Origin of the sequence: Algoriphagus sp. AGSA1, assembly GCF_021390545.1 — a bacterium.
In the GTDB taxonomy this organism is placed as follows: domain Bacteria; phylum Bacteroidota; class Bacteroidia; order Cytophagales; family Cyclobacteriaceae; genus Algoriphagus.
The window spans coordinates 212,226-235,166 of the sequence record NZ_JAJUWR010000003.1 but is presented as its reverse complement, the minus strand read 5'-3'; the positions used below and the strand labels follow the sequence as shown (position 1 = coordinate 235,166).

The 22,941-nt window shown below is 40.6% G+C and carries 16 protein-coding genes and 1 other RNA gene; 4 read left to right on the top strand and 13 right to left on the bottom strand.

Annotated elements, in window-relative coordinates:
• The first annotated feature begins 44 nt into the window (after nt 1–44).
• The 4 genes from LZF95_RS03180 to LZF95_RS03165 all read left to right on the top strand — a co-directional run bounded on the left by LZF95_RS03180 (nt 45) and on the right by LZF95_RS03165 (nt 5,127).
• Nucleotides 45–1,235, top strand: coding sequence for an efflux RND transporter periplasmic adaptor subunit (locus LZF95_RS03180; RefSeq protein ID WP_111612296.1), 1,191 nt, complete (start codon nt 45–47; stop codon nt 1,233–1,235).
• A 47-nt stretch (nt 1,236–1,282) separates the two neighbouring features.
• Nucleotides 1,283–3,247 carry a heavy metal translocating P-type ATPase gene (locus LZF95_RS03175; RefSeq protein ID WP_233753540.1) on the top strand — a complete coding sequence of 655 codons (1,965 nt, stop codon included), beginning with the start codon at nt 1,283–1,285 and terminating at the stop codon, nt 3,245–3,247.
• A 144-nt stretch (nt 3,248–3,391) separates the two neighbouring features.
• Nucleotides 3,392–4,312 (top strand): IS1595 family transposase, encoded by a 921-nt coding sequence (locus LZF95_RS03170; protein WP_233753539.1) that lies wholly within the window; start codon nt 3,392–3,394, stop codon nt 4,310–4,312.
• Between the two features lie 20 nt (nt 4,313–4,332).
• On the top strand, nt 4,333–5,127 hold the full coding sequence (locus LZF95_RS03165; RefSeq protein ID WP_111612294.1) for a cation transporter: 795 nt from the start codon (nt 4,333–4,335) through the stop codon (nt 5,125–5,127).
• A 43-nt stretch (nt 5,128–5,170) separates the two neighbouring features.
• Here LZF95_RS03165 and LZF95_RS03160 read toward each other — a convergent pair whose 3' ends face one another.
• From LZF95_RS03160 to ssrA, 13 genes are all read right to left on the bottom strand, one after another.
• Nucleotides 5,171–5,866 carry a PepSY domain-containing protein gene (locus tag LZF95_RS03160; RefSeq protein WP_192085334.1) on the bottom strand — a complete coding sequence of 232 codons (696 nt, stop codon included), beginning with the start codon at nt 5,864–5,866 and terminating at the stop codon, nt 5,171–5,173.
• Nucleotides 5,866–6,465 carry a DUF2911 domain-containing protein gene (locus tag LZF95_RS03155; protein ID WP_233753538.1) on the bottom strand — a complete coding sequence of 200 codons (600 nt, stop codon included), beginning with the start codon at nt 6,463–6,465 and terminating at the stop codon, nt 5,866–5,868. The genes LZF95_RS03160 and LZF95_RS03155 overlap by 1 nt, the downstream gene beginning before the upstream one ends.
• Nucleotides 6,466–6,482: 17 nt before the next feature.
• Nucleotides 6,483–8,270, bottom strand: a complete 1,788-nt coding sequence (locus LZF95_RS03150; RefSeq protein ID WP_233753537.1) for an efflux RND transporter periplasmic adaptor subunit — start codon at nt 8,268–8,270, stop codon at nt 6,483–6,485.
• 88 nt (nt 8,271–8,358) lie between these two features.
• Nucleotides 8,359–8,805 (bottom strand): heme-binding domain-containing protein, encoded by a 447-nt coding sequence (locus LZF95_RS03145; protein ID WP_111612292.1) that lies wholly within the window; start codon nt 8,803–8,805, stop codon nt 8,359–8,361.
• The gene (locus LZF95_RS03140) at nt 8,802–9,404 is read right to left on the bottom strand and encodes a DUF3347 domain-containing protein (protein ID WP_111612291.1); all 603 of its coding nucleotides are present in this window, start codon (nt 9,402–9,404) and stop codon (nt 8,802–8,804) included. Before LZF95_RS03140 ends, LZF95_RS03145 begins: the two co-directional genes overlap by 4 nt.
• Before the next feature lie 144 nt (nt 9,405–9,548).
• The gene (locus LZF95_RS03135) at nt 9,549–11,579 is read right to left on the bottom strand and encodes a copper-translocating P-type ATPase (RefSeq protein ID WP_111612290.1); all 2,031 of its coding nucleotides are present in this window, start codon (nt 11,577–11,579) and stop codon (nt 9,549–9,551) included.
• 33 nt (nt 11,580–11,612) lie between these two features.
• Nucleotides 11,613–13,985, bottom strand: a complete 2,373-nt coding sequence (locus LZF95_RS03130; RefSeq protein WP_233753560.1) for a multicopper oxidase domain-containing protein — start codon at nt 13,983–13,985, stop codon at nt 11,613–11,615.
• 54 nt (nt 13,986–14,039) lie between these two features.
• Complete coding sequence (locus LZF95_RS03125; protein WP_111612288.1) at nt 14,040–14,498, bottom strand: DUF305 domain-containing protein; 459 nt, start codon at nt 14,496–14,498, stop codon at nt 14,040–14,042.
• 2 nt (nt 14,499–14,500) lie between these two features.
• A complete protein-coding gene (locus tag LZF95_RS03120) occupies nt 14,501–15,730 on the bottom strand; it encodes a TolC family protein (protein ID WP_233753536.1) in 1,230 nt (409 codons plus the stop codon).
• Nucleotides 15,731–15,732: 2 nt separating this feature from the next.
• Nucleotides 15,733–19,551: an efflux RND transporter permease subunit gene (locus tag LZF95_RS03115; RefSeq protein ID WP_233753535.1), complete on the bottom strand. Its 3,819-nt coding sequence runs from the start codon at nt 19,549–19,551 to the stop codon at nt 15,733–15,735.
• A gap of 97 nt (nt 19,552–19,648) precedes the next feature.
• Entirely contained in the window at nt 19,649–20,062 is a 414-nt protein-coding gene (locus tag LZF95_RS03110; RefSeq protein ID WP_146613727.1) for a hypothetical protein, read from the bottom strand.
• Nucleotides 20,063–20,818: 756 nt separating this feature from the next.
• The gene (locus LZF95_RS03105) at nt 20,819–22,033 is read right to left on the bottom strand and encodes a site-specific integrase (protein WP_233753534.1); all 1,215 of its coding nucleotides are present in this window, start codon (nt 22,031–22,033) and stop codon (nt 20,819–20,821) included.
• A 358-nt stretch (nt 22,034–22,391) separates the two neighbouring features.
• Nucleotides 22,392–22,793, bottom strand: a transfer-messenger RNA (tmRNA) gene (gene ssrA, locus LZF95_RS03100).
• Between the last annotated feature and the right edge of the window lie 148 nt (nt 22,794–22,941).

The window sequence follows — 22,941 nt, the reverse complement described above, 5'->3', positions numbered from 1 at the left end:
GAATGCGAGATTCATATAACCATAGCAAATCAAACTATAAACAGATGAAAAAATATATCATAAATAGTCTCTTCACATTACTTGTTCTTGGAATTGCCACGTCCTGTGGGTCTAAGGTTGACAGCATTGAAATTCAGGGGGATCATGAGGAAAATGAATCTAGGGTCGAACTGAGTCAGGCACAATTTGATGTCACCGGGATTGAGCTAGGCAAGCTGGAATTTAGGGAAATTGGCAGCGAACTGATGGTCAACGGGGTGATAGACGTTCCGCCTCAAAATAATATTTCCATCACAATGCCTTATGGGGGATTTGTGAAGAATACTACACTCCTTCCTGGGGATGAAGTGAAAAAAGGCCAACTACTCGTGACAATAGAAAATCCTGAATTCATTCAGTTTCAACAGGATTATTTGGAAAGCCTGGCAAACAGTTCTTATCTGAAGTCTGAATATGAACGCCAGGAGAAATTGTACAGTGAGCAAGTGGCATCCGGAAAGACATTTGAAGAATCCAAAAGTAATTTTCTGGCCAATGAAGCTAGAATCAGAACCTCCAAAGCCAAGTTGACCATGATTGGCTTTGATCCGGAGAAAGTGGAGTCCGGGGAAATCAAATCTGTCGTGAATATTTACTCTCCTGTGGCTGGAGCTGTGCTGGATGTATATACCAATATTGGCAAATATGTAAACCCACAGGATGTAATCATGGATTTAACGAATTCAGATGATCTCCATGTGGAGCTTTCTGTCTATGAAAATGACATCCCAAAAATCAAGAAAGATCAGCGCATCAAATTCAATCTCGCCAATACGAATGATGAATGGAGAGAAGCCCATGTGTTTTTGGTTGGTAAGGGAGTTCGAAAAGATAGGTCGGTGACTGTTCATGGGCATTTTGACAGTAAAAACACCGATTTGCTCCCAGGGATGTATGTGACAGCAAAAATAGAAACTGCAAGCGAAGAAGTCTTGGTAGCACCAGATGATGCGGTGGTAAGATTTGGGGAGAAGCATTTCATTTTTTCTTACTTGGGGCAACGGGACGAGAATGGAGAGCCCGCATATGACTATGAAATGATAGAAGTAGAAATGGGTAATAAGGAGGACGGATTTACGCAGGTGACCCTTTTGGATTCCAGTCTTGTCTATCAGGATATTAAACTGGTGACAAAGGGAGCATTTACCTTACTTTCAAAGGCAAAGAATAGTGAAGAAGAAGGCGGGCACCATTAATCATTTTGTGAAAAACACTACTAACATGAAACTTAAATAGAAAACCTATGGAACAGGAAAAAGTGGAACACTCTGGGATATTCGGAAAGAATAGTGAATTGATTTTCTCCATTTGCTGTGGAGCTCTTTTGGGAATTGGGTTTGGCCTGAGTTTTTTAGAAGATGTGCCTCAATGGGTAAGTCTTGCCATGTATATAGGAGCCTATTTTTTTGGGGGCTTCTATACCGCGAAAGAGGCGATAGAAACCATATTAAAGGGAGGTTTTGAAATTGATTTTCTCATGTTGGTCGCAGCCATAGGTGCTGCGATCCTGGGAGAATGGGCAGAAGGTGCATTGTTGCTGTTTCTATTTAGTCTTGGGCATTCATTGGAACATTACGCTATGGGAAAAGCGCATAAGTCCATTGAATCACTTGCAACTCTTGCACCAAAAACCGCCTTAAAGAAAACTGAAGGCAGTTCGGTGGAAGTGGGAATTGAAGAGTTGGAGGTCGATGATATCATCATTGTTAAGCCTAATTCCAGAATTGCGGCAGATGGGGTTATTGTAAAGGGAAGTAGTGCTGTGGACCAATCTCCTATTACTGGTGAAAGTATACCTGTGGACAAGGAAGCTATAAAAGAACAGGATGAACAGCATATTTCCCTAGATAATGTGCCTCAGGAAAACAGGGCATATTCAGGAACGATCAACGGAAACGGCACCTTGGAAATTAAGGTGTTGAAAATTGCAGAAGACTCTACTGTTTCCAGGTTAATTACCTTAGTCAATGAAGCCAAAGCGCAGAAATCACCCACTCAACTGCTGACCGATAAATTTGAGAAGTATTTTGTCCCATCGGTTCTGGTATTGGTAGTACTACTGTGCTTTGCCTTTTTGGTGTTGGATGAGCCTTTTAGTGATAGTTTTTATCGCGCAATGGCAGTTTTGGTGGCAGCAAGTCCGTGTGCGCTAGCAATTGCAACACCTAGTGCGGTATTGAGTGGCGTTGCCCGGGCAGCAAAAAAAGGAGTTTTGATTAAGGGAGGAAGACCACTGGAAGATTTGGGAGTTCTAACCGCAATTGCATTTGATAAAACGGGAACTTTGACAGAGGGAAAACCAAAAATCACAGTGGTAATCGCATGGAATAGTATTTCAGAAGACGAGTTGCTGGGAACCGCAGTTGCGGTGGAAGGGCTAAGTGATCACCCCTTGGCGAAAGCCGTGGTGAGAGACGGTAAAGAAAGGATGGAAGGAAAGAAAATCCCAGAGGCGGATTCATTGGAAGCCGTTCTTGGCAAGGGCATAAAGGCAAATGTGGGAGCAGATAAAATTTATATTGGCAATCTGGATTTGTACGAAGCGCTGAATGATAACAAACCCTCACAAGAAATTATCGAGAAAATAGAATCTTTGGAATCCAATGGGAACACAACCATACTGGTGAGGAAAAACGATACTTATATTGGTATCATCGGGTTAATGGATACTCCAAGAGCTGCGGCAAAGTCCACCCTTGCGGCGCTCAAGGAAATTGGGATTAAAAAGATGATTATGCTCAGCGGGGACAATCAGAAAGTAGCAGATGCGATAGCCCAAGAGGTTGGATTGACGGGGGCAAAAGGAAGTCTGTTGCCTGAAGAAAAGGTTGAGGCTATCAAGCAATTAAAGCAGTCAGAATCCAAGATAGCTATGGTAGGTGATGGGGTGAATGATGCTCCGGCTATGGCAGCTAGTACTGTTGGTATTGCAATGGGGGCAGCAGGGTCTGATGTAGCTCTGGAGACTGCCGATATAGCTTTAATGGCTGATAAGTTGGAAATATTACCTTTTGCAATTGGACTGAGTAGAAAGGCTAAAGGGATTATCAAACAAAATCTGTGGATCAGTTTAGGTATAGTGGGACTTTTAATACCTGCTACAATTTTTGGATTCGCATCTATTGGAGTTGCTGTATTGATTCATGAAGGTTCTACCATTGTAGTTGTAGTAAATGCATTGAGACTGCTTGGCTACGAAAGGAATTGATAATATTGAATGAATGAGCAGCCGTTTAATTATTATGAATATACGGAATTCTGCCAGTAGCCAAATTACATACTGACAGTTGGTGACAATCGGTTGGTTGTCAGGCAAAAGCGGAGTTATTTGGTCAAAACAACGGTTTAGACCATGAATATTTTAAAGTTTGAAGAGCGTTTCCCTGATGAAGAATCTTGTATTTTCTATTTCAAAGCCAAAAGAGAGCAAGAAGGGGTAGTCTGCAAGAAATGTATGGGTAAAGATCACTATTGGCTTCACAGTAAAAACATGTTTCAGTGTAAAAGCTGTGAATTCCGTACCAGCCTAAAAAGCGGTACTGTAATGGAAAACAGTAATTTAACGCTACGGAAATGGCTGATGGCAATTACCTTTATCAGTGCGACCAAGCAGGGGTTTACAGCACTTGAACTCCAGAGGCAGATGGGTTTTAGCCGTTACCAAACTGTGTTCGATTTATGCCACAAGATCCGCGTTATTATGGGCAAAAGAGACAATGAATATAAGCTGGAAGATATGGTAGAGTACGATGAGGCCTATGTAACCAAGGCAACCCCAGCAGGAAAAAAGAAAGATCTGAACCGCGGAAGGGGTACCCAACAGAAGGCTACAGTGGCCGTGATGGCTGAATCAACGGTTCTGGAAGACTTTAAAACAAAGGAATTGACCAAAAGCTGCCGATACTTTAAGATGAAGAAGATCGAAGATTTAAAGTCTAAAACAGCCGAGAAACTGATCAAGGATTTTATCAACAAAGACGCTGTGCTACAGACCGATGACAGCACTACTTACGCTAAGTTTGAAGATTTCGTGGATGTCCATGTAACCGAATTATCCTCTACCAAAGAGGGGAAGTTCAACCTGAAATGGGCCCATACTGCAATCAGCAACCTAAAAAGCGATCTTAGAAAGTATAGAATGATCTCGGAAAGAAAGCTCCAAAATTATATTGACGAGTTTTGCTACAAGCTCAACCGTAGATATTTTGGTGAAAGACTCTTTGACCGACTGATAATTGCGGGAATTCAACCCTACTGGCAAAGTAGCGGATAATCATATAATTATTTTACTAAATGGAGAAGTCACTATTTGAAATAAAACAGATGGATTGTCCTTCCGAGGAAAATCTGATTCGGATAAAGTTGGATGGAATTACTTCTGTTAAAAACCTGGAGTTTGATATACCCAACAGAAGATTGATTGTCTTTCATATGGGGGAAATAGAACAGATTGAAAAGTCAATTTATGAATTGAATTTGGGAAGTAGGAAACTATCCACAGAACTTACTAACCAGACTGATTTCCTTGAGGATTCCAACCAGAAAAGGCTCCTCTGGTATGTACTTGCAATCAACTTCGTTTTTTTTCTTATCGAAATGGCTACAGGAATATTTTCCAAATCCATGGGGTTGGTTGCGGACAGTTTAGATATGCTTGCAGATAGCTTAGTGTATGGCATTAGTATATTTGCGGTGGGAGGGACTATTCGGAAGAAAAAACGAATTTCAAAACTTGCGGGGTATTTTCAAATTGTACTTGCTCTAATAGGTTTTTCAGAAGTGTTAAGTAGGTTTTTCGGGATGGAAGAAGTTCCCAACTTTTCAACTATGCTTATAGTTTCAATTTTTGCACTACTCGCTAATGCTCTTTGTCTTTACCTTTTACAAAGGTCAAAAAGTAAAGAAGATGCTCACATGAAGGCAAGTATGATTTTCACCTCCAATGATGTAATCATAAACTTAGGCGTTATAGTAGCTGCTCTTTTGGTCAACTGGTTGAATTCCAGTCTTCCAGATTTGATCATTGGAGGAGTAGTTTTTGTTTTGGTGGTCCAGGGTGCATTCAGAATTTTGAAATTGAGCAAATAGGGAGTTATATAATTTTAATAAACTTTACTCAACATGGAGAATTCTATTTTTTAGATTGCCTTTTTTTCTTAAGAGTCATAATGAATAAAGTGAAACCTGACCCTACAGCCGCTAACCCAGCAAGAGAAAATATCCTTAAGAGGAGGTTGTTGAAGTTGTCTCTCCCCGCATAGTCCATAGTGTGGAACATCCAAAGAAAGTCAAACCAACGCCAAGCTCGGTGCCTGACTTTGGTAAACTGGCCACTCTTAGCATCTACATATGCTACCAGATTTTCAGAGGTATCGAAATGTATTGCCCATGCAGGAAGCGATGTACCTCGGTATTCGTGATGAGCCCCAGCATCAGTCAGGTAATTAACTTCCCTGATTTGGAGATTTTCTTTGATATAAATTTGAGCGATTTCTCGTGCTTCAGCCTCAGAAATCTCTGAATGAAGCTTTCCTGATTTGGCATCAAATAGCTTGCTTTCATTCACCCAATAGTAGGGTTCATGATTTACAAATCTAAGTTCTAGGGTTGAGATCTTTAGGGTGGAATCGAGCTGATTGATGTCGATTAGTTCGCTAGCATTTTCATGCATCATATGATCATTACGAAAATGATCTCCATGTATTTCATCGATATCTGTCCAACTGAAGTATAGCCCGGAAATAGTCCAAAAGATAAATTGGATTCCTATAAATACACCTAGAAATCTATGGATTCTCCGTGCATAATATTGATTGTTTTTTCTCATTATTCAGCGTTCACTGCTTCAAACGAGACCTTAGTCTTGTCCCATGAAATTGCGACTGTAGTTGTTTTGGCATCTTTTTCTTTGACTTCGAAAGTCAGCGCTTCCACAGTTTCATTTAATTTTTCCGGTTTTACATTGATCCTGATCAGATCATTGGAAGCATTATAGTTATCTGCCAAATGCATGTCCCAATCCTGATTCAGTATTATTGTCCATTCCTCTTTTCCTGGGATGGTAAAAAGCCCATATTGGCCAGCCTTTATCGTTTCGCCGTTTATGATCACATCTTTGTCAAATTTGATCTTGGTAGCTTTGTGGGCACCTGTCACCCAGACTTCATTATAAGCCACAAGCCCGCCAAAAATCTGTCTCCCTCTTACACTTGGGGCACTGTAATCAATATGAATATGATTACCACCTGTCATGGCCATAGCTGAAGTTCGGGGGCTTTTGGGTACTTCCGCGGGCTTCGCCTCATGAATTTCATGAGATTCTGATTCCATTTGATGGTCCATGTGATCCATTTCATGGTTTTCTTTATTTTTTGGATTGCAGGCTGTAGTCGCAAATAAGGCTAGTAATAATAGTTTGATTTTCATATAGTTGGGCGTTTTTATTATTGAATTGTTTTGGTGACTTCTCCACAGGAGAGCATACCTTTTCCAAAGTATGGGTTCATAACTTTTTCCTCCAGACTCAGCCAATCAGCACCTTTGTTGGAATCTGCCATTGGACAATGCTGCACATAAATTTTGGAAGCCAAAGGCGTGAAATTTTCGGCCAAACCAACCATTTCATCTGAGATAGAAAGAAATGAATTTCGGATATCTTCCAGTGATTTAGCACTCTTGATTTTAACCAAATCGACTTTAATGTTTTTTTCGTATTTCATCCATTCCATATGGGCATCTCCTTTGAACTCGGACATATTTACTTTTTCCACTGAAGCAAGCATTGTAGCAGCGCTAACTTTGGCAATGGACAGATCATCTTTGGTCAAAGCATTTTTTAATTCGAAATAGCTGTCAAAAATCAGCTTCAGCTCATCTTTAGCTTGGGGCGTTAACACTACCGCACTTGGCGATGAGTGATTAGTAGTTTCCATTTTCATTCCAGGCATTCCACCATGATTGTGTCCAGTCATTGCAGCTCCTCCATCAGGAGACATCATACTCGGTTTCCCCGCAAGTTGAGCGGCAGCATCAATGCTGAATGTGCCATTTACTGCGATTTCTTCTCCTGATTCTAAACCTGAAGTAATGACATATTCTGAGCCCAAAGATGCGCCAAGAGTTACTTCCCGAAGCTTAAAACTTACTGCTTGATCTGAAACATTCTTCACATAAACCACAGATCTCGTTCCTGTCCACATCACAGCCGTTTTTGGAACTATGATGCTGTTATCTATAGACTTACCGTTACTTTCCACTTTCCCGGATACAAACATTTCAGGCTTGAATTTCAGGTTAGAATTACTCACTTCCAGCCTTGCTTTTGCTACTCTTGTCTGAGGGTTGATCATCGGGTCGATGTAGCTGAGTTTTCCGGTGAAAGTCTCACCAGGAAGGGACTGAACAGTAAATTCGATTTGATCACCTTTTTTCACCCATTGCAATTCTGATTCATAGACGTCAAATAATACCCAGACTTTGCTGAGATCAGCAATTTGATATATAGGTTCCCCTTTGCTCACATAGTCGCCCAGATTCACCATTTTATCAGTGACATATCCTGATACATTCGCTAAAATTGGTAGTTGCTCGGTTACTTTTCCTGTAGCAAGAATTTGTGCTATCTGGGAATCAGTCAGTTTCCAATTTTTAAGTTTTTCTTTGGCTGCATTGAAAAGCGCAGGTTGGGAATCCTTGATCTTCTGTGCCTGAAAAAGTTCTTCTTGGGCGGTAGCCAATTCCGGTGAATAAATTTGGCCTAATACCTGGCCTTTTTTTACATATTCACCGGTGAAGTTTACAGACAATTCTTCAATCCTTCCCGGTATATGCGCTGATTGTGTATAATTCTGACGTTCATCAGCTTGAATTTTTCCGTTCAGACGAATTGACTTTCCAGCATCAGCATTACCAACTAGGATTGATTGTACCCCTGCAAGTTGCATTGCAGTAGGAGACATGGTTACAGCCATAGGATCAGCATCAGCATTATCATTCTCCAATGGGATTAGGTCCATTCCGCAGATTGGACAATCACCTGGCTCATTCTGTCGGATTTGAGGGTGCATGGAGCAAGTGTAGGTAATAGGGATTCCAGCGATCGACTCGACATGCTCATGTTCATCGGCTTCTAGTTTTGGAGAAGGAGCAGGCTTAAGTAGCCAACCTATGGTCAGTCCGATCAGCAAAGTGACAGCAATCAGGACAAATTTGTTATTGAATATATTTTTCATTTTGTGTATTACTTAGAATTTTTAATCCTAATGTTTACTATGTCAAATTCAATTTTTAAACTAAAATCATGAATTTGTTAAATTCCATTCACTGTAAGTTTTGCAGGTAAGCAACGAGTTCCTTTCGGTCTGAGTCAGATAATATTGCATCCTGATGTATGAGAGTGTATGAGGAAATAGGCATTTTTTTTTGCTCAATTTGTTTAATCATACTCTCTAATTTCATTTTTTCCATTCTCCCGGATAGTGATCCATATTGAGAAAGATTTAATTCTTCCTTACCCTCCCGGATATGTTTTTCAAGTAACCAAGCAGCAGGCTGAAGTTTGCTATACCATGGGTAGTTGATCTGATCACTATGGCAGTTGTAGCATGAAGTTTTAAGCATCTTTCCAATTTTCACAGGTGGATTATTAAGAATTATGAAATCATTGGAATCTGTAGGCAGGTAAGGATTTTGATTGGTGGGAATGAATTGAATTCCCACCAAAACAATAAGGAGTAAGGTTATAATAACCCCGACTACTTTTTTCATCCGATTTCTATCACTTGCTTTACAGCTCCACAGGTTTTCATTTTACCGGCAAACAAGGGATTCTTTATTTCTTCTGAATCACTCAGCCATATGCCACCTTCATTCTTATTATACATTGGACACTGCTGCTGATATAGCTTTCTATCCGAGCCTACAATTGCCAATAGATCTGTGAAGTCTTTTCCCATTGCCTCAAAATGCTCAATCTGATGATCCATTTCACTTTTGGCGATGTGCTCACTGTGTTCTTGGATAACTTCCAATATGCTACTTACTTCGGATTTCTTTTCATCGGTTAACTGATCGAATGAAATGGTTTTTGCATACTCAGCCAGTTTAGTTGCTGCTTTTGCAGCTTCTTCCTTACTGTTGTTTCCAAGAGCTGTTTTGATTTCCAAGTACTCATCTATTAGATCAGTCTTAGTGGCCGGTCCACTCATGTCCATTCCTTTATCCATGTTGTCCATAGATTCAGACATTGCATTATGGTCTTCTGATCCCATGGTATGATCCTCTTGTTTCTTTTCTCCACATGCAATTAGTGAAAAAGAAAGTCCAGCAATTAATGCCAGCGATAGAATTGTTTTTTGAGTTTTCATTTTACTTCATTTTGAATTTTACGGATACTTAGTTTTATTTATTGATGTTTACCTATGCTTTAAGTTTCTTATCTAAGCGCCTAGCAGCCAGAAATCTTATGTGCCAATGGGTGGTTTATGTATTTCTTTTTTAGATAATGTCAGTTAAGATTTGATCTGCCGTTTTAATAATTGTGCGTTGAAGGCCACGATGACTGTACTTAAACTCATCAGAGCTGCACCAATTGCTGGGCTTAGAATAATTCCGGCGCCAGCCAATACTCCTGCAGCCAAGGGAACGGCTACGATATTATATCCTGCTGCCCACCAGATATTCTGCATCATTTTTTTGTAAGTAGCAGTTCCGAATAGGATCAGGTTGGCGATGTCTATTGGGTTGCTATTGACCAAAATGATATCGGCAGTTTCAGCAGCAACGTCAGTACCTGATCCAACAGCGATTCCTACATCTGCCTGAGCTAAAGCTGGGGCATCGTTGACACCATCTCCGGTCATAGCCACGAATTCACCTTTAGCTTGTAGGTCTTTGATGATCTTTTGCTTGTCTTCCGGCAATACTTCTGAATAATAGCCGTCCAGCCCGAGTGTCTCACTTACTGCTTTGGCAACTATTTCATTGTCGCCGGTAGCCATTAAGATCTTAATTCCGTGCTTTTTAAGTGTATTGATAGCTTCTTGAGACTCATCACGGATTTCATCCGCTAATGCGATGTAACCAATAAGCTTTTCATCCGAAAGTACAAAGACTACTGTTTCATCTTCTGTTTTGAAAGCACCTTCAGGTTGTTCTATTTCTTTTTGTTTTAACCCGCCCGGGCTTAAAATACTAATCTCTTTCCCGTCAAGATTGGCTTTTATGCCCATTCCAGTGATGTTTTGGAAGTTTTCTGGCTTGCCTAGTTTTAATTCTAGCTCCTTTGATTTTCTTACAATTCCAGCTGCGATTGGATGTTCAGAACTATTTTCAAGTGCTGCTGCAATGGCGAGTAAGTCTTTATCTTCCATTCCCTCTGCTACGCTTTTGAATCTAGTCACTCCGAATTCACCTTTGGTCAAGGTTCCTGTCTTGTCAAAAATGATGGTGGTCAGGTTCCTTGAATTTTCAAAGGCAGTCCTGTTGCGAATCAACAAGCCGTGCTTAGCAGAAACGGAAGTGGAAATAGCAACAACCAATGGCACCGCCAGACCTAATGCATGGGGACAGGATATTATCATGACCGTGACCATTCTCTCCAGAGCGTAATTGAAGTCTTTGCCAAGGCTTAGCCATACTACCAAGGTGATAATTCCTGCTGCCAAAGCGATGTAGAACAACCAGCCTGCAGCTTTGTCAGCCAAATTTTGAGTATTGGACTTCGTTTTTTGTGCCTCTGTAACTAATCCTATTACTTTGGACAAGTACGACTCTTCTCCAGTGTGCTTCACTTTGATTTTTAGGGCACCATTATCATTCACTGATCCACCGATCACTTCATCGTCTTTCTGTTTTGCCACTGGTTTGGACTCACCTGTAAGCATGGATTCATTTACATGACTGCTCCCTTCCAGGATTTCACCATCAGCTGGAATTTTTTCACCTGGTCTCACTAAAATTGTGTCTCCAGATTTTAGCTCTGCAATAGGAACATCTTCGGATTCACCATTTTCCTTTATTCTCCTAGCTTCTGAAGGCATCATTTTAGCCAGTTCCTGAAGAGCATTAGAAGCTCCCATCACTGATTTCATTTCTATCCAATGTCCTAGCAGCATGATATCAATCAAACTAACCAATTCCCAAAAGAATATTTTTCCAGAAAGGCCAAAGACTACAGCTGAGCTATAGAAATAGGCTACTGAAATCGCCAGTGCAATCAATGTCATCATGCCTGGTTTTTTCTTTTTCAGTTCCTCTACCATGCCCTTTAAGAATGGCCAGCCTCCATAAAAGAAGACCACCGAGGAAAGGGCGAATTGCAAGTATCGGTCTCCTTCAAATCTGAATTCATAGCTCAAAAGCCCTTGGATCATTGGCGCCAAGACTACTATTGGCAAGGTGATCACCAGAGAAATCCAGAATCGCTTTTTGAAATCTTGGATCATATGCATATGATGCATGCTATGGTCATGACCTTTCATTCCATGCTTTCCCTTTTGATGGGATTCATGTTCCTTATGTTTATGGTCTGAATGTTCCATTTTATCTTAGTTTAAATAGCTGTCTAAAAGATTTTAAAATCTAACTGTCAATCCACCACCGGCGCCAAAACGATTGTCGTAACTTCCCATGACAGAGAAGTTTCTGGAGAAAATATAACTAGCACCCGCTGACCAGGTAGTCTCCCCTTTGTAGTTGGAGTTTTCGCCTGATTCGGGAAGGGTATTTGTCCATCCAAAATCCATTTGATATTCATAATTAGCGAAAATGGTAGTTCGTGGGAAAATCATGATTTCTCTGTTGATTCTGAATTCTGGTCTGAGTTTGCTATCAAGCCTTACATCGAGATTGAATAAGTAAGGTGTGAGGAATCGAATCCCGACCACTGCCGTAGCATTGATCTTATCAAGACTTTCGGCCACCTCATTTTCCAGGTTCACTCCAGCGAATACTCTGAAATAATCATAGAGATATCGTTCGTAGCTTACCTCTGCTTCAAAATTCTGGTTATATCCATATTCCAGATCCAAGTTGAACTGATTGCGAATATTTGAAGACATTAGGTTTAGACCTACCATTTGAGAGGCTACATTCGCAGTTCCCCAGTTAAAATATTCATCACTTTCTTTAATAAGTTTTTTTAGCGGAAAGCCTTTTAATCTTGGATCTCGTGGGGTTTCGTAAGAGAATATCCTGGCCATTCCACCCATCATATGATAAAGCACATGACAGTGGAAAAACCAATCTCCCTCTTCGGTACCTTCAAATTCAATAGTGATCTTTTGCATTGGAGGCACATTCACCGTATGCTTGAGAGGTGAATATTCTCCTTTATCGTTGATTACTCTGAAGAAATGGCCATGAAGGTGCATCGGGTGATGCATCATCGTGAGGTTGTTCAAGGTAATTCGGGTCACTTTTCCGCCTTCGATTTTTATCTTATCAGCTTCAGCTAGTGGTACTCCATTCATGCTCCAGATGTAGCGCCACATATTTCCTGTAAGATTCAGCAGGACTTCATTTACAGCTTCATTGGCTGGGAAGCTGGTTTTTTCGGGTGATTTTAGGTAGTCGTAATTGTATTCGGCGAACATATCCATACCAGGCATTTTGTCCATAGACGCACCCATGTCCATTTTACCATCCGTTTCCATAGGTTTAGCCATTGGTTGATTGTGGTCCTTTTTGGAATGATCCATACCTTGCATAGTAACTTTTTTAGAAGAATCACTTGAGCTTTTCTCTTCCATATTCATCTTGGAATGATCCATTGTCATTTCAGTCTTCTCCATCTTCGAGTGATCCTTATTCATTTCATTAGGATTCATTTCGTCCATGTTCATCTTATCATCCATTTGCATTCCCCACTTATCCATCATTTCTATTGGATTCTCTTCGGAAGGTTTAAACTTCATGGCCGGGGCTCCCATTTTCATGTCCATCTTTGCCATTTTCATCATCATTCCTATTTTGTCTGGACGGGGGACATCTGGCGCACTGAGGATATTTCCATTTCCTAAGAAAGCAGACGTTTGTCCGGAGCCGTCTTGTGCTGTTGCTCTGATTTCTATCTTTCCAGAATCTGGAATAGTGACAATGAAGTCGTAGGTCTCGGCGATGGCGATAAAAGTCTTATTGTGGACTACTGGCTCCACGTCCAGACCGTCAGCAGACACAAGCAGGGGATCCGCTCCTCCGAAAGTCAACCAAAACTGTGATGATGCAGATCCGTTGATAAACCGTACACGCACTTTCTCCCCAGGTTTCAAATCGGGGTACTCGGAGATAGACTGGCCATTTGTAAGGAAAGCATTGTAGTAAATGTCTGCAATGTCAGCACCTTCCATTCGTTGTTTCCAAAAATTCATCTGAGCACCGAAGCCTCCCCTTGCTATCACTTGATTTAGAGGGGTTGCAGTGCCTTTTTTGATGTTATACCATTCATTTCCTCGCTTTAGGTTTCGCATTACATTCATGGCTTTCTGATTGGTCCAATCAGACAGAAGAATGACCAAATCTGTATCGTATTCCAGCGTTTTCTCCTTCGGTTCAATAACTATAGAGCCGTAAACACCACTTTGCTCCTGAAGCATTGTATGCGAATGGTACCAATAGGTTCCAGCCTGCTTCAGAGGAAACTCATATTTTTGGGTTTCTCCAGGCAGTATCGGAGGTGTGGTCAGATAGGGGACTCCATCAAAGAAATTCGGAAGAAGGATCCCATGCCAATGAACTGAAGTTTCCACATCCATTTCATTTTTGACATAGATGACAGCATATCCACCTTCCTGAAAAGTCAGTGTAGGGCCTGGAATTCCACCATTAACAGTCATAGCGGGCACAGGTTTTCCAGCTTTGGTTACCATATCTTTTTTTATAGATAAAGTATAAGTCGCAGTGTCAGCTGGTGTCTGATCTGCTTTTGCCAAACTGCTGTTCTCGCCCATGCAAAGAAGAAACAGAATGGAACCAATGAGATATTTTAGCTTAAGTCTCATCGCTTATTTAGTCGCCTCCAGTCGCTCAATCATTGCCTGCATCTGAGCGATCTCCCGCTGCTGTGCTTCTATGATATCCTGCGCCAATTTCTGTGCTTCTGGATCTTGGAGATGAGCTTTTTGACTTACCATGATGGCTGAAGAGTGATGTGGAATCATGGCTTTCATCCACTGCACATCTGCAATTAAGGTTTGATTTCTCAACATAGTCAGCGTACTTATGAAAACGATTAGGGAAGAGGCTAGAATAATGTAATTGGTCTTTTTATTCTCATACATTCCCCACATAAATAGAAGCATGGAAATGGCCATAGGGGCAACCATCAAGATGGTCATATAGGTCCTGGTAGTGCTCAGCATGACATGCTCGAATAAATCTGCATTTAGAAACATTACTCCATACATAATGACAAAGGAAACTGCCATCATTGCTGCGAATTTTAAATAGTTCTTACTTTTCATAATCAGAAGGTTTTAGCGGTTATATAATTGATTTGAGCCAAGGAAGTTTGATAAGCTACCGTGGCTTTGAGTTTCATTTTTTGGTATTCCAACAGTTGTTGCTGTACCCTCAAGACCTCTTCAAAGTCGTTTCCTGAATTGCTATAGGCAGAATAAAGTAATTCCAGAGTTTGCTCGGATGTTTGCACTTGTTTGCTATACAGCGAGATCAGATTCTCCTGAATCTCCATGTCGGTGGAGAAGCGGTAATAGGAGCCAAATAGTTTATTGTTGAGTTCGTCCTTCTCCAGTTGATAAGATTCCTGCATAAGTTTGGCTTCCTTCTGTGCACCCTTATATTTCCCTCTGAAAATCGGTAGGCTCATCGTGACCATAGGCATCAAGACATTTTTCCCGTTATCTGGGATGTCCATATCTGTTCTTTCGCCGACAAGTACATAATCGACACCTGCACCTAGCTTTGGCATTCCTTGCTTTTGGGCAACACGCACGCTTGCTTCACTGGCCTGAATTTTCAAATCTATACTCCCCAACATGGGGTTTGCCTGGATTGAATCAGTTGAAATCTGCCGGTCAGCATCCGTGATTTGGAGCATCTCAGAGATCTCAACGGGGGAATCATGAGATCTGGAAAGCAGGGAATTGAACCATGAATTGCTTCCTTTGATTTTCATCTGTAGCACTTCGATGTTAGTTTTGGTTGCCTGAATCATAATTTCTACTCGTAGTGCATCTGCAAGAGAACCTTGGCCGTTTTCGAATTTTGAAGTAGCTAATGAGTAATAAGTTTCAAGGATTTTCAGATTCTCCCGTTCAAGGTTTATCAATTCGTGCGTTTCTACCAAAGGATAATAAACAGTGGCCAATTGGCTGTATAGTTGGTTCTTAGCATCCAGAAATTCCTGATATTTTGCTTCAGCCATGAAGGAAGCTACATCTTTCTGAGCTCTTAGCGTACCGAACCAAGGGAACATCTGCGTCAAAGAAAAGCGGGCATTCTGAGGACCAACTCTGGTTTCAACCGGAGATATGAAATATCCAAAAGACAGGTTTGGATCTTGTAAGGATCCTACCTGCGGGATTTTTTCCATGGCAGCTTCAAATGCTTTGTATTTAGCTTGAAGACCTGGATTGTTTTCAGCGCCTATTCGAAAATAGTCTTCTAAACTTTGCGAACTAGCTGAGAAACTTATACCCAGGAGCAAAAGAATGGAAAGTTTGATAGTTTTCATTTTCAGCTTTTTTTAAGTTTTCGTTCTTCCCGGATGGAGTATAAGACAGGTACTATGAAGTAGGTAATAGCTGCCACGATCATTCCTCCAAAAGCCGGAATAGCCATCGGAATCATGATATCTGATCCTCTTCCCGAGGAGGTTAAAATCGGAAGTAAGGCTATAATGGTAGTAGCCGAAGTCATAACTGCCGGTTTTATTCGACGCTGCCCAGCTTCCACGATGGCCATTCGTATTCCTTTGAAATTGTCAGTTTTGTTGCGTTCAAAACTCTGATCCAGATAAGTAGCCATCAGCACCCCATCATCGGTAGCAATACCAAAAAGCGCAATGAACCCAACCCAAACCGCTACGCTCAGGTTTATTTGGTGTACTTGGAACAGGTCCCGCATATTTGTGCCAAAGAGGTTAAAATCAGCAAACCAAGGCTGGCCGTAGAACCATAGCGTAATAAAAGCTCCGGAGAACGCCATAGCAATTCCGGTGAAGACCATGAAAGTGGTGCTCACGGATTTGAACTGGAAATAGAGAATCAAAAAGATAATGACCAACACTGCGGGGACGATGATGCTCAGGCGTTTCTCTGCACGAACCTGATTTTCGTAGCTACCGGAGAATTTGTAAGTCACGCCTGTTGGGACTTCCAGCTCGCCTGAATCAATTTTGCTTTGGATCAGCCGTTTGGCATCCTCGACTGTGGTCACTTCAGAATTCCCATCCCGCTTATCGAATAGCACATAACCCACCAAAAAAGTCTCCTCACTTTTGATTGCCTGAGGTCCCCGGACATAGTCGAAGTCAACAAGTTGCCCCAAAGGGATTTGAGCTCCTGTAGGTGTAGAAACATAGATTTTGGACAAGCTCTCAGGATCATCCCGTAATTCCCGTGGATAGCGAACACGGACAGGGAATCGCTGGCGTCCTTCTACGGTGGTAGTTATACTCATGCCTCCAATAGCCGTTTCTATTGTTTGCTGTACATTTTCTATTGTTAAACCAAATCGGGCGATTTTCTCTCGGTTTATATTCAGCTGTAGATAGGGCTTCCCGACAATTCTATCAGCGAATACTGCTTCTTCTTTGACTGAGGGAACCTGCTTTAATATAGTTTCCAGTTGAATACCAAAGTTCTCGATGGTCTGCAAATCAGGTCCATAGACTTTGATTCCCATAGGTGCCCGCATACCAGTTTGGAGCATGACCAGTCGGGTTTCAATGGGTTGAAGCTTAGGTGCGGATGTGATTCCTGGGATTTTTGTGACTGCAATAATTTCATTCCAGATATCATCTGGGGATTCTATATGATCGCGCCAGTTTCTGTAATACATTCCATTCTCATCAGGGATCAAATTTTTTGTAGACTTATTTTGTGCAAGAGCGTCCTGATTCGATAGGGTGTCACCAGTTGTAAATATGAACCTATCTTTTTTATCAGTTTTAAAACGCTGTTTGTGTCCTTTGGAGTTTAGAAGATATTCCGACTTGTAGTTGATGATATTCTCGTACATGGAGATCGGAGCGGGGTCAAGAGCGGATTCTACTCTTCCCAATTTACCGACGGTAAGTTCCACCTCAGGTATATTGGTTAAAAGCATATCCAATTGCCCTATGATTTTCCTGTTGTAAGCAATGCCAGAGTGAGGCATCGCAGTTGGCATGAGTAGGAAGCTTCCTTCATTCAGAGAAGGCATAAATTCCTTTTGCATCCCCGGGAATGTATGTGATAAGCTAGACCATGATTTACTGGATTGAATATCCCAACCTATGAGATTGGTGGCTTTGGGAATTAGTCCAAAGGTGGCATTAAAGCCAAGCCAAACGGTTGCTCCCAACAAAATTAAGGCTGCAGGAATACTGAGGAAGGCAGTTTTGTGGTCTAGGCACCAGGTTAATACACGTTTGTAATTGTGTTCCAATATGGAGAATGCACCTAAGATCAGGCTGACCAAAAAGGCGACAAATAACACATTGGCAATAATAGAATGAGAAGCTCCTAGTGGTAGCCAATAAGTAGCTAAGAGCCATACCACTCCTGCGATTGCCAGAATAATTTCAAGTTGATTGTATGCAGGTTGAATGCGAGTTGGGATTGTTATCGCTTCTTTTTCTACATAGAATCTTGCAAAAGAAATGATGCTAAAGAATACCAACATTATCCCTGCCCAAGTATAACCGTAAATCAGAGCTCCAATACCGAGCATAAGTAATAAACCATTACCTAATAGCTTGTACCGCTGATTTTTGACTTTGAAACCAAAAAATACATGAGCTAACATAGGTAGAATCAATAATGAAACTATCAAAGCTGCTATAAGAGCAAAAGTCTTGGTATAGGCTAGAGGACCAAATAGTTTTCCCTCTGCAGCTTCCATGGTAAAAACAGGAATAAAGCTCACAATAGTTGTAGACACTGCAGTTAGAATTGCAGTAGCTACTTCGGAAGATCCCTTGTATATGGTCGTGATTAATTTTTGCTCAGGTGGAGCTTCGTCAATGTGTTTGATGATGTTTTCAGAAAGTATAATTCCAAGATCCACCATAGTTCCGATAGCGATGGCTATACCTGAAAGAGCTACGATGTTTGCATCTACTCCGAAGTAGCGCATGGCTATAAAAACCATGAGAATGGCGATCGGTAATAAACTGGAAATCAAGATGGAAGCTCTGAGATTATAAACCATCACGATTACCACCAAAATAGTAATCAGGATCTCTAGCGAAAGAGCCTCTTCCAACGTTCCTAAAGTTTCCTGGATCAGGGTTGACCTATCGTAAAATGGCACTATAGTCAACTGACTTATACGGCCATCTGCCAAAGTCTTTTTGGGAAGACCCGGAGCTATTTCGTTGATTTTCTCTTTGAGGTTATTGATGACCTGAAGGGGGTTGGAACCGTATCGAGCGACTACAACTCCGCCTACTACTTCAGCCCCATCTTTATCGAGAAGCCCTCTTCTGTTTGCAGGTCCTAGGCTCACTACGCCGATATCCTTTATTCGGACCGGAACGTTTTGCTCGACAGCAACTACAGCCTCTTCCAGATCTTCTACCTTTTTGATGTAACCTAAGCCGCGGACTAAATACTCTGCTTGATTGATTTCTATAGTTTTAGCACCTACATCCCGGTTGGATTGCTTTACCGCCTCCATGACTTTCATTAAGGGAATATTGTAGGCTTTAAGTGCGTCAGGGTTAACATCCACTTGATATTCCTGTACAAATCCACCAATAGAAGCTACTTCAGAAACGCCTTCGACTGCATTTAATCCATATTTCACAAAGAAGTCTTGGACAGTTCTGATCTCATGGAGATCCCAGCCCCCAGTAGGATTTCCTTGTTCATCTCTACCTTCGAGTGTGTACCAATATACTTGCCCCAGTGCTGTGGCATCGGGTCCCAATCCTGGTTGAACAGCTTCTGGAAGTAGCCCTGCCGGTAATGAACTGAGTTTTTCCAGAATTCTGGATCTTGACCAATAAAATTCTGTGTCTTCATCAAAGATGATGTAGATGCTTGAAAAGCCAAAAATAGAGGAACTGCGGATGGACTTGACACCTGGAATTCCTAATAAGTAAGTCGTAAGTGGGTAGGAAATCTGGTCTTCAATATCCTGGGGAGATCTTCCTGGCCATTGTGTGAATACGATCTGTTGATTTTCGCCAATATCTGGAATGGCATCCACTGGAACAGGATCGGAAGGTAGAGCACCTACTTTCCAACCAAATGGAGCAGTCACTATGCCCCATGCAATCAGAGCAATCAGTAAGAGTACGGTAACGAGTTTATTCTCAAGAAAATACTTGATAATTGAGTTAAGCATGATTTAATCCTGGTAAAAGGGGAAACTAGAATAAAGAGGCTAGGTAGTTGAAAGCTACTAGGAAAAAAGAGGTCGGATGACCGATTACCAGGAAGTATTAAATCAGGAATGATTGAAAAAGAACTGTGTAGTTTTTTTCAATCGAAGGGGGGGAAATAAATGGATTTATATAAGCTTTAGTACTTGTTAATTCAATGCCAAAGATAAAGGATTGGGTAAATGCCGCAACAAAAATTAGTTGGGCTGAATCTAATTGAAGAACTTTTAATTGTTGATCCCCATCGTTATGAACAAGTTCAAAACTATTTTGACAACATGGGTTTGCTTCACTTAAGCCCCCTTCTTCAGAAGAAGAAGACTTTTGGTGTTTCATACCACAATCCAAATTTTTGGCAGAAAGACCTATTGCATTTAACATTTCAGATCCCATGCATATATGACTGCTTTTCGCCAAACCGATGTTTGTGAAAAGAAGTAAAAATGCTAAAACTATGGAAAATGATTTTTTCACTAATACAATTATAGGATAAATTCCTGAGGCTTTGAAATAATTTAGCTGAATCTTAATCTACGCAATTTTCTTAATTGGGTTTAAGATTTCCTTTAAACTTTGCAAAGAAATATTTTTTGCAACTTCTGACTTATCTGAAAGCATGTGAGAATTGGAAGTGTATTTGGCTTATTGCAATGGTTTTTAACAACAACTTTCGTTTTCTTGAATTAGTGAACAAGGTACTGTTCCATATAGAAAAACTGCCATGCATTTTTTGGCAGATCCTCTGATTTTTTATGTCTGCAGTTTGGACAATTTATTTCTGGTTTTAATTGAACTACCATTTGTTTTCATCTTTGTCGGTTACGCTATAGACTGTTGAATTAATTGCTTTCTCGATTTCTGTTTTTTCAAATTCAATAATTACATTTCCATTTTCAAAGGACGTTTTTGAGTATACGATTCCGTTGAATTTATTTAAGTCGTGACTTAAGTGGACTTAGCAACTCACACAAGTCATTCCGTTGATTTTGGTTTCAGTTGTTTCAATGTCCGATTTTTCGGCAATGAATAGGTCCATTTCTATATTTGGGTAAATTAATTTTGAAAAATATGGTTTGTTTACTAGATAGTTTACTATTTAAACTTGACCTCAATTATAGTTTCCCCCTCCCCATCAATTCCCTGGCATATTTTGATTTTCCGTTGTTCTTGTTCAATGTAAGATTCATTTTTGAGTTTTGGACTCTCCATAAAATAAGCTGTATTCTTAATTTATTTTAACTTATCTCGGAGTGCCTTCATGTCAAAACTTATCTTCGTATCTAGGATTTTGGCATAGTGCTGTGTCTGCTTAAGGGATTTGTGTCCGAGCATTTTTGATACGGTTTCGATAGGGACTCCGTTGGCAAGCGTGATTGTTGTCGCAAATGTGTGCCTTGCTATATGAAAAGTGAGTGGTTTATTGATCTCGCAGACATCTGCGATTTCCTTAAGATACGAATTCATCTTTTGGTTGCTCAATACTGGTAGGACATGAGCCCCGTCCTGGCATTGAGGATGGTTCTTATATTTTTCAATAAGCTCCAAAGCTTTTGGTAATAAGGGCAAACGGGTAGGAGAATCTGTTTTTTGTCGATGGGTATAAATCCATTTTTCCCCATCTATTCCCGTAGAAATCTGATTCCTTTTTAGATTTTTGACATCTATATAGGCTAGTCCAGTAAAGCAGCTAAACAGGAAAATATCCCTAACCTGGCTAAGACGTTGTATAGAGAATTTTTTCTCTATTAAATTTTCTATTTCATGCCAAGTAAGAAAAACCCTGTTGTTGACTTTGGTCGCCATCTTGAAACGGATGAATGGGTTTCTGTCAAGCCATCCATTATTGATGCAGATTAGAACTATTTTTTTAAAGTTGTTGAGATATTTTACAGTGGTATTGTGATTGCAATTTCTAATACTCTTAAGCCAGAAAGCGTAGGATGAGATAAACTCGTAATCTAACTGCTTTATGTCCATATCCTTTTTCTTGTACTTCCAGTTAATAAATGAGCGGGTGTGGTCCAGCGAGGTTTTGTAGCGTAGCAGGGTCCCTTCTGCGAAATCCTTTCCTACCAATGATTCTAAATTATCATTGTGTTCTTGGAAGATTTCCAGGATCATTTTTCTTTTTTCTCCAATACCAAGGATAATATTTTTCAAGGATTCGGCGGAAATTTCCTTGTCTGATTCAAGTAATTGTTTTTTCGCCTGAAGTACTTTGTGATGGATGGTGTCCAAATAGGCATTTAATTCTCTGGCATCTTCTTTTGTCCCCTCTGCTCTACCAAAAGAGGTATTCCATCGTGAAACTGCCCACAATCTTTTGGTAGACAGTTCTTTTGATTGACCATCCACGGTAATCCTGAGGTAGACATACCTCGCTGATCCGGTTTCTTTTTTGGATTGTTTCAAGAAGAAGTGCAATCCGAAGCTTTTTTCTAACATGACAAATTAGTTTAAAGTTAAATAAAACTCGAAAATCAGGCTCTAAATAACAAGAAGCTCAATATATGAACATGTTCATAATCAGTTAACTATGACTTCCAGCCAGCGTCTTTTTTTTGGGAGAAGCCGAACTACACGAATGACGCAACTGAATTTTGAGTAATTGTGAAGATTTTGGTGGTTTTAGCCACAAAAAAAAGCCTGCAAAGAGTCTTTTTGCAGGCTTTAATTTTACAATTCTGAAAAGCTAAAATCTGATAATCTAAAATTAAAAGACTGTTAATCAGCTATTTAATTCCTTTTAATCAATTTATTGAAGTCATTTTGTATAATTTCTTCAACTTTTTTTTAGCTTTTTCCGTGGAGCTGCAGGGATTCGAACCCTGGTCCAGATAAGGAAACAACGTACCTTCTACATGCTTAGTCACCTGTTGGTTTTTCGACCGGAATATGCTGGGTGACACACCTAGTTCCGGCTTAGCTATTTGTCTTAGACCTGCTTAATAGCATCACAAGCCGCAACCCGATCAAGTCGACACCTCAGATCCACCCGGATCAGATAACAGGTGGTGAGATGTGGCCGGGGAATTACTCTCGTAACTCAACCCTTTAAGCGATCTATCCTTGTGGGGTTAGATTAGGCAGCCATAGCGTAAGATTCTTCGCCATTTATAGTGCATATGAATTTTTCAAGGCCGTACATACTCCAGCCTGCATGCGAGCCCGATATTCACACTTACTGTCAAAACCGGTCAGCCCCATTCGAATTAGGATGACAAAAGTAACACATTTTTGGTTCCATTGATGAAGAGTTTTCTGAACTATTTTGGATAGCCAAAAAATTGGATATTAATCGATTTGTAAATCAAAGAATTAACGGAAATTGTCTGAAAATGCTGTTTTTTGGG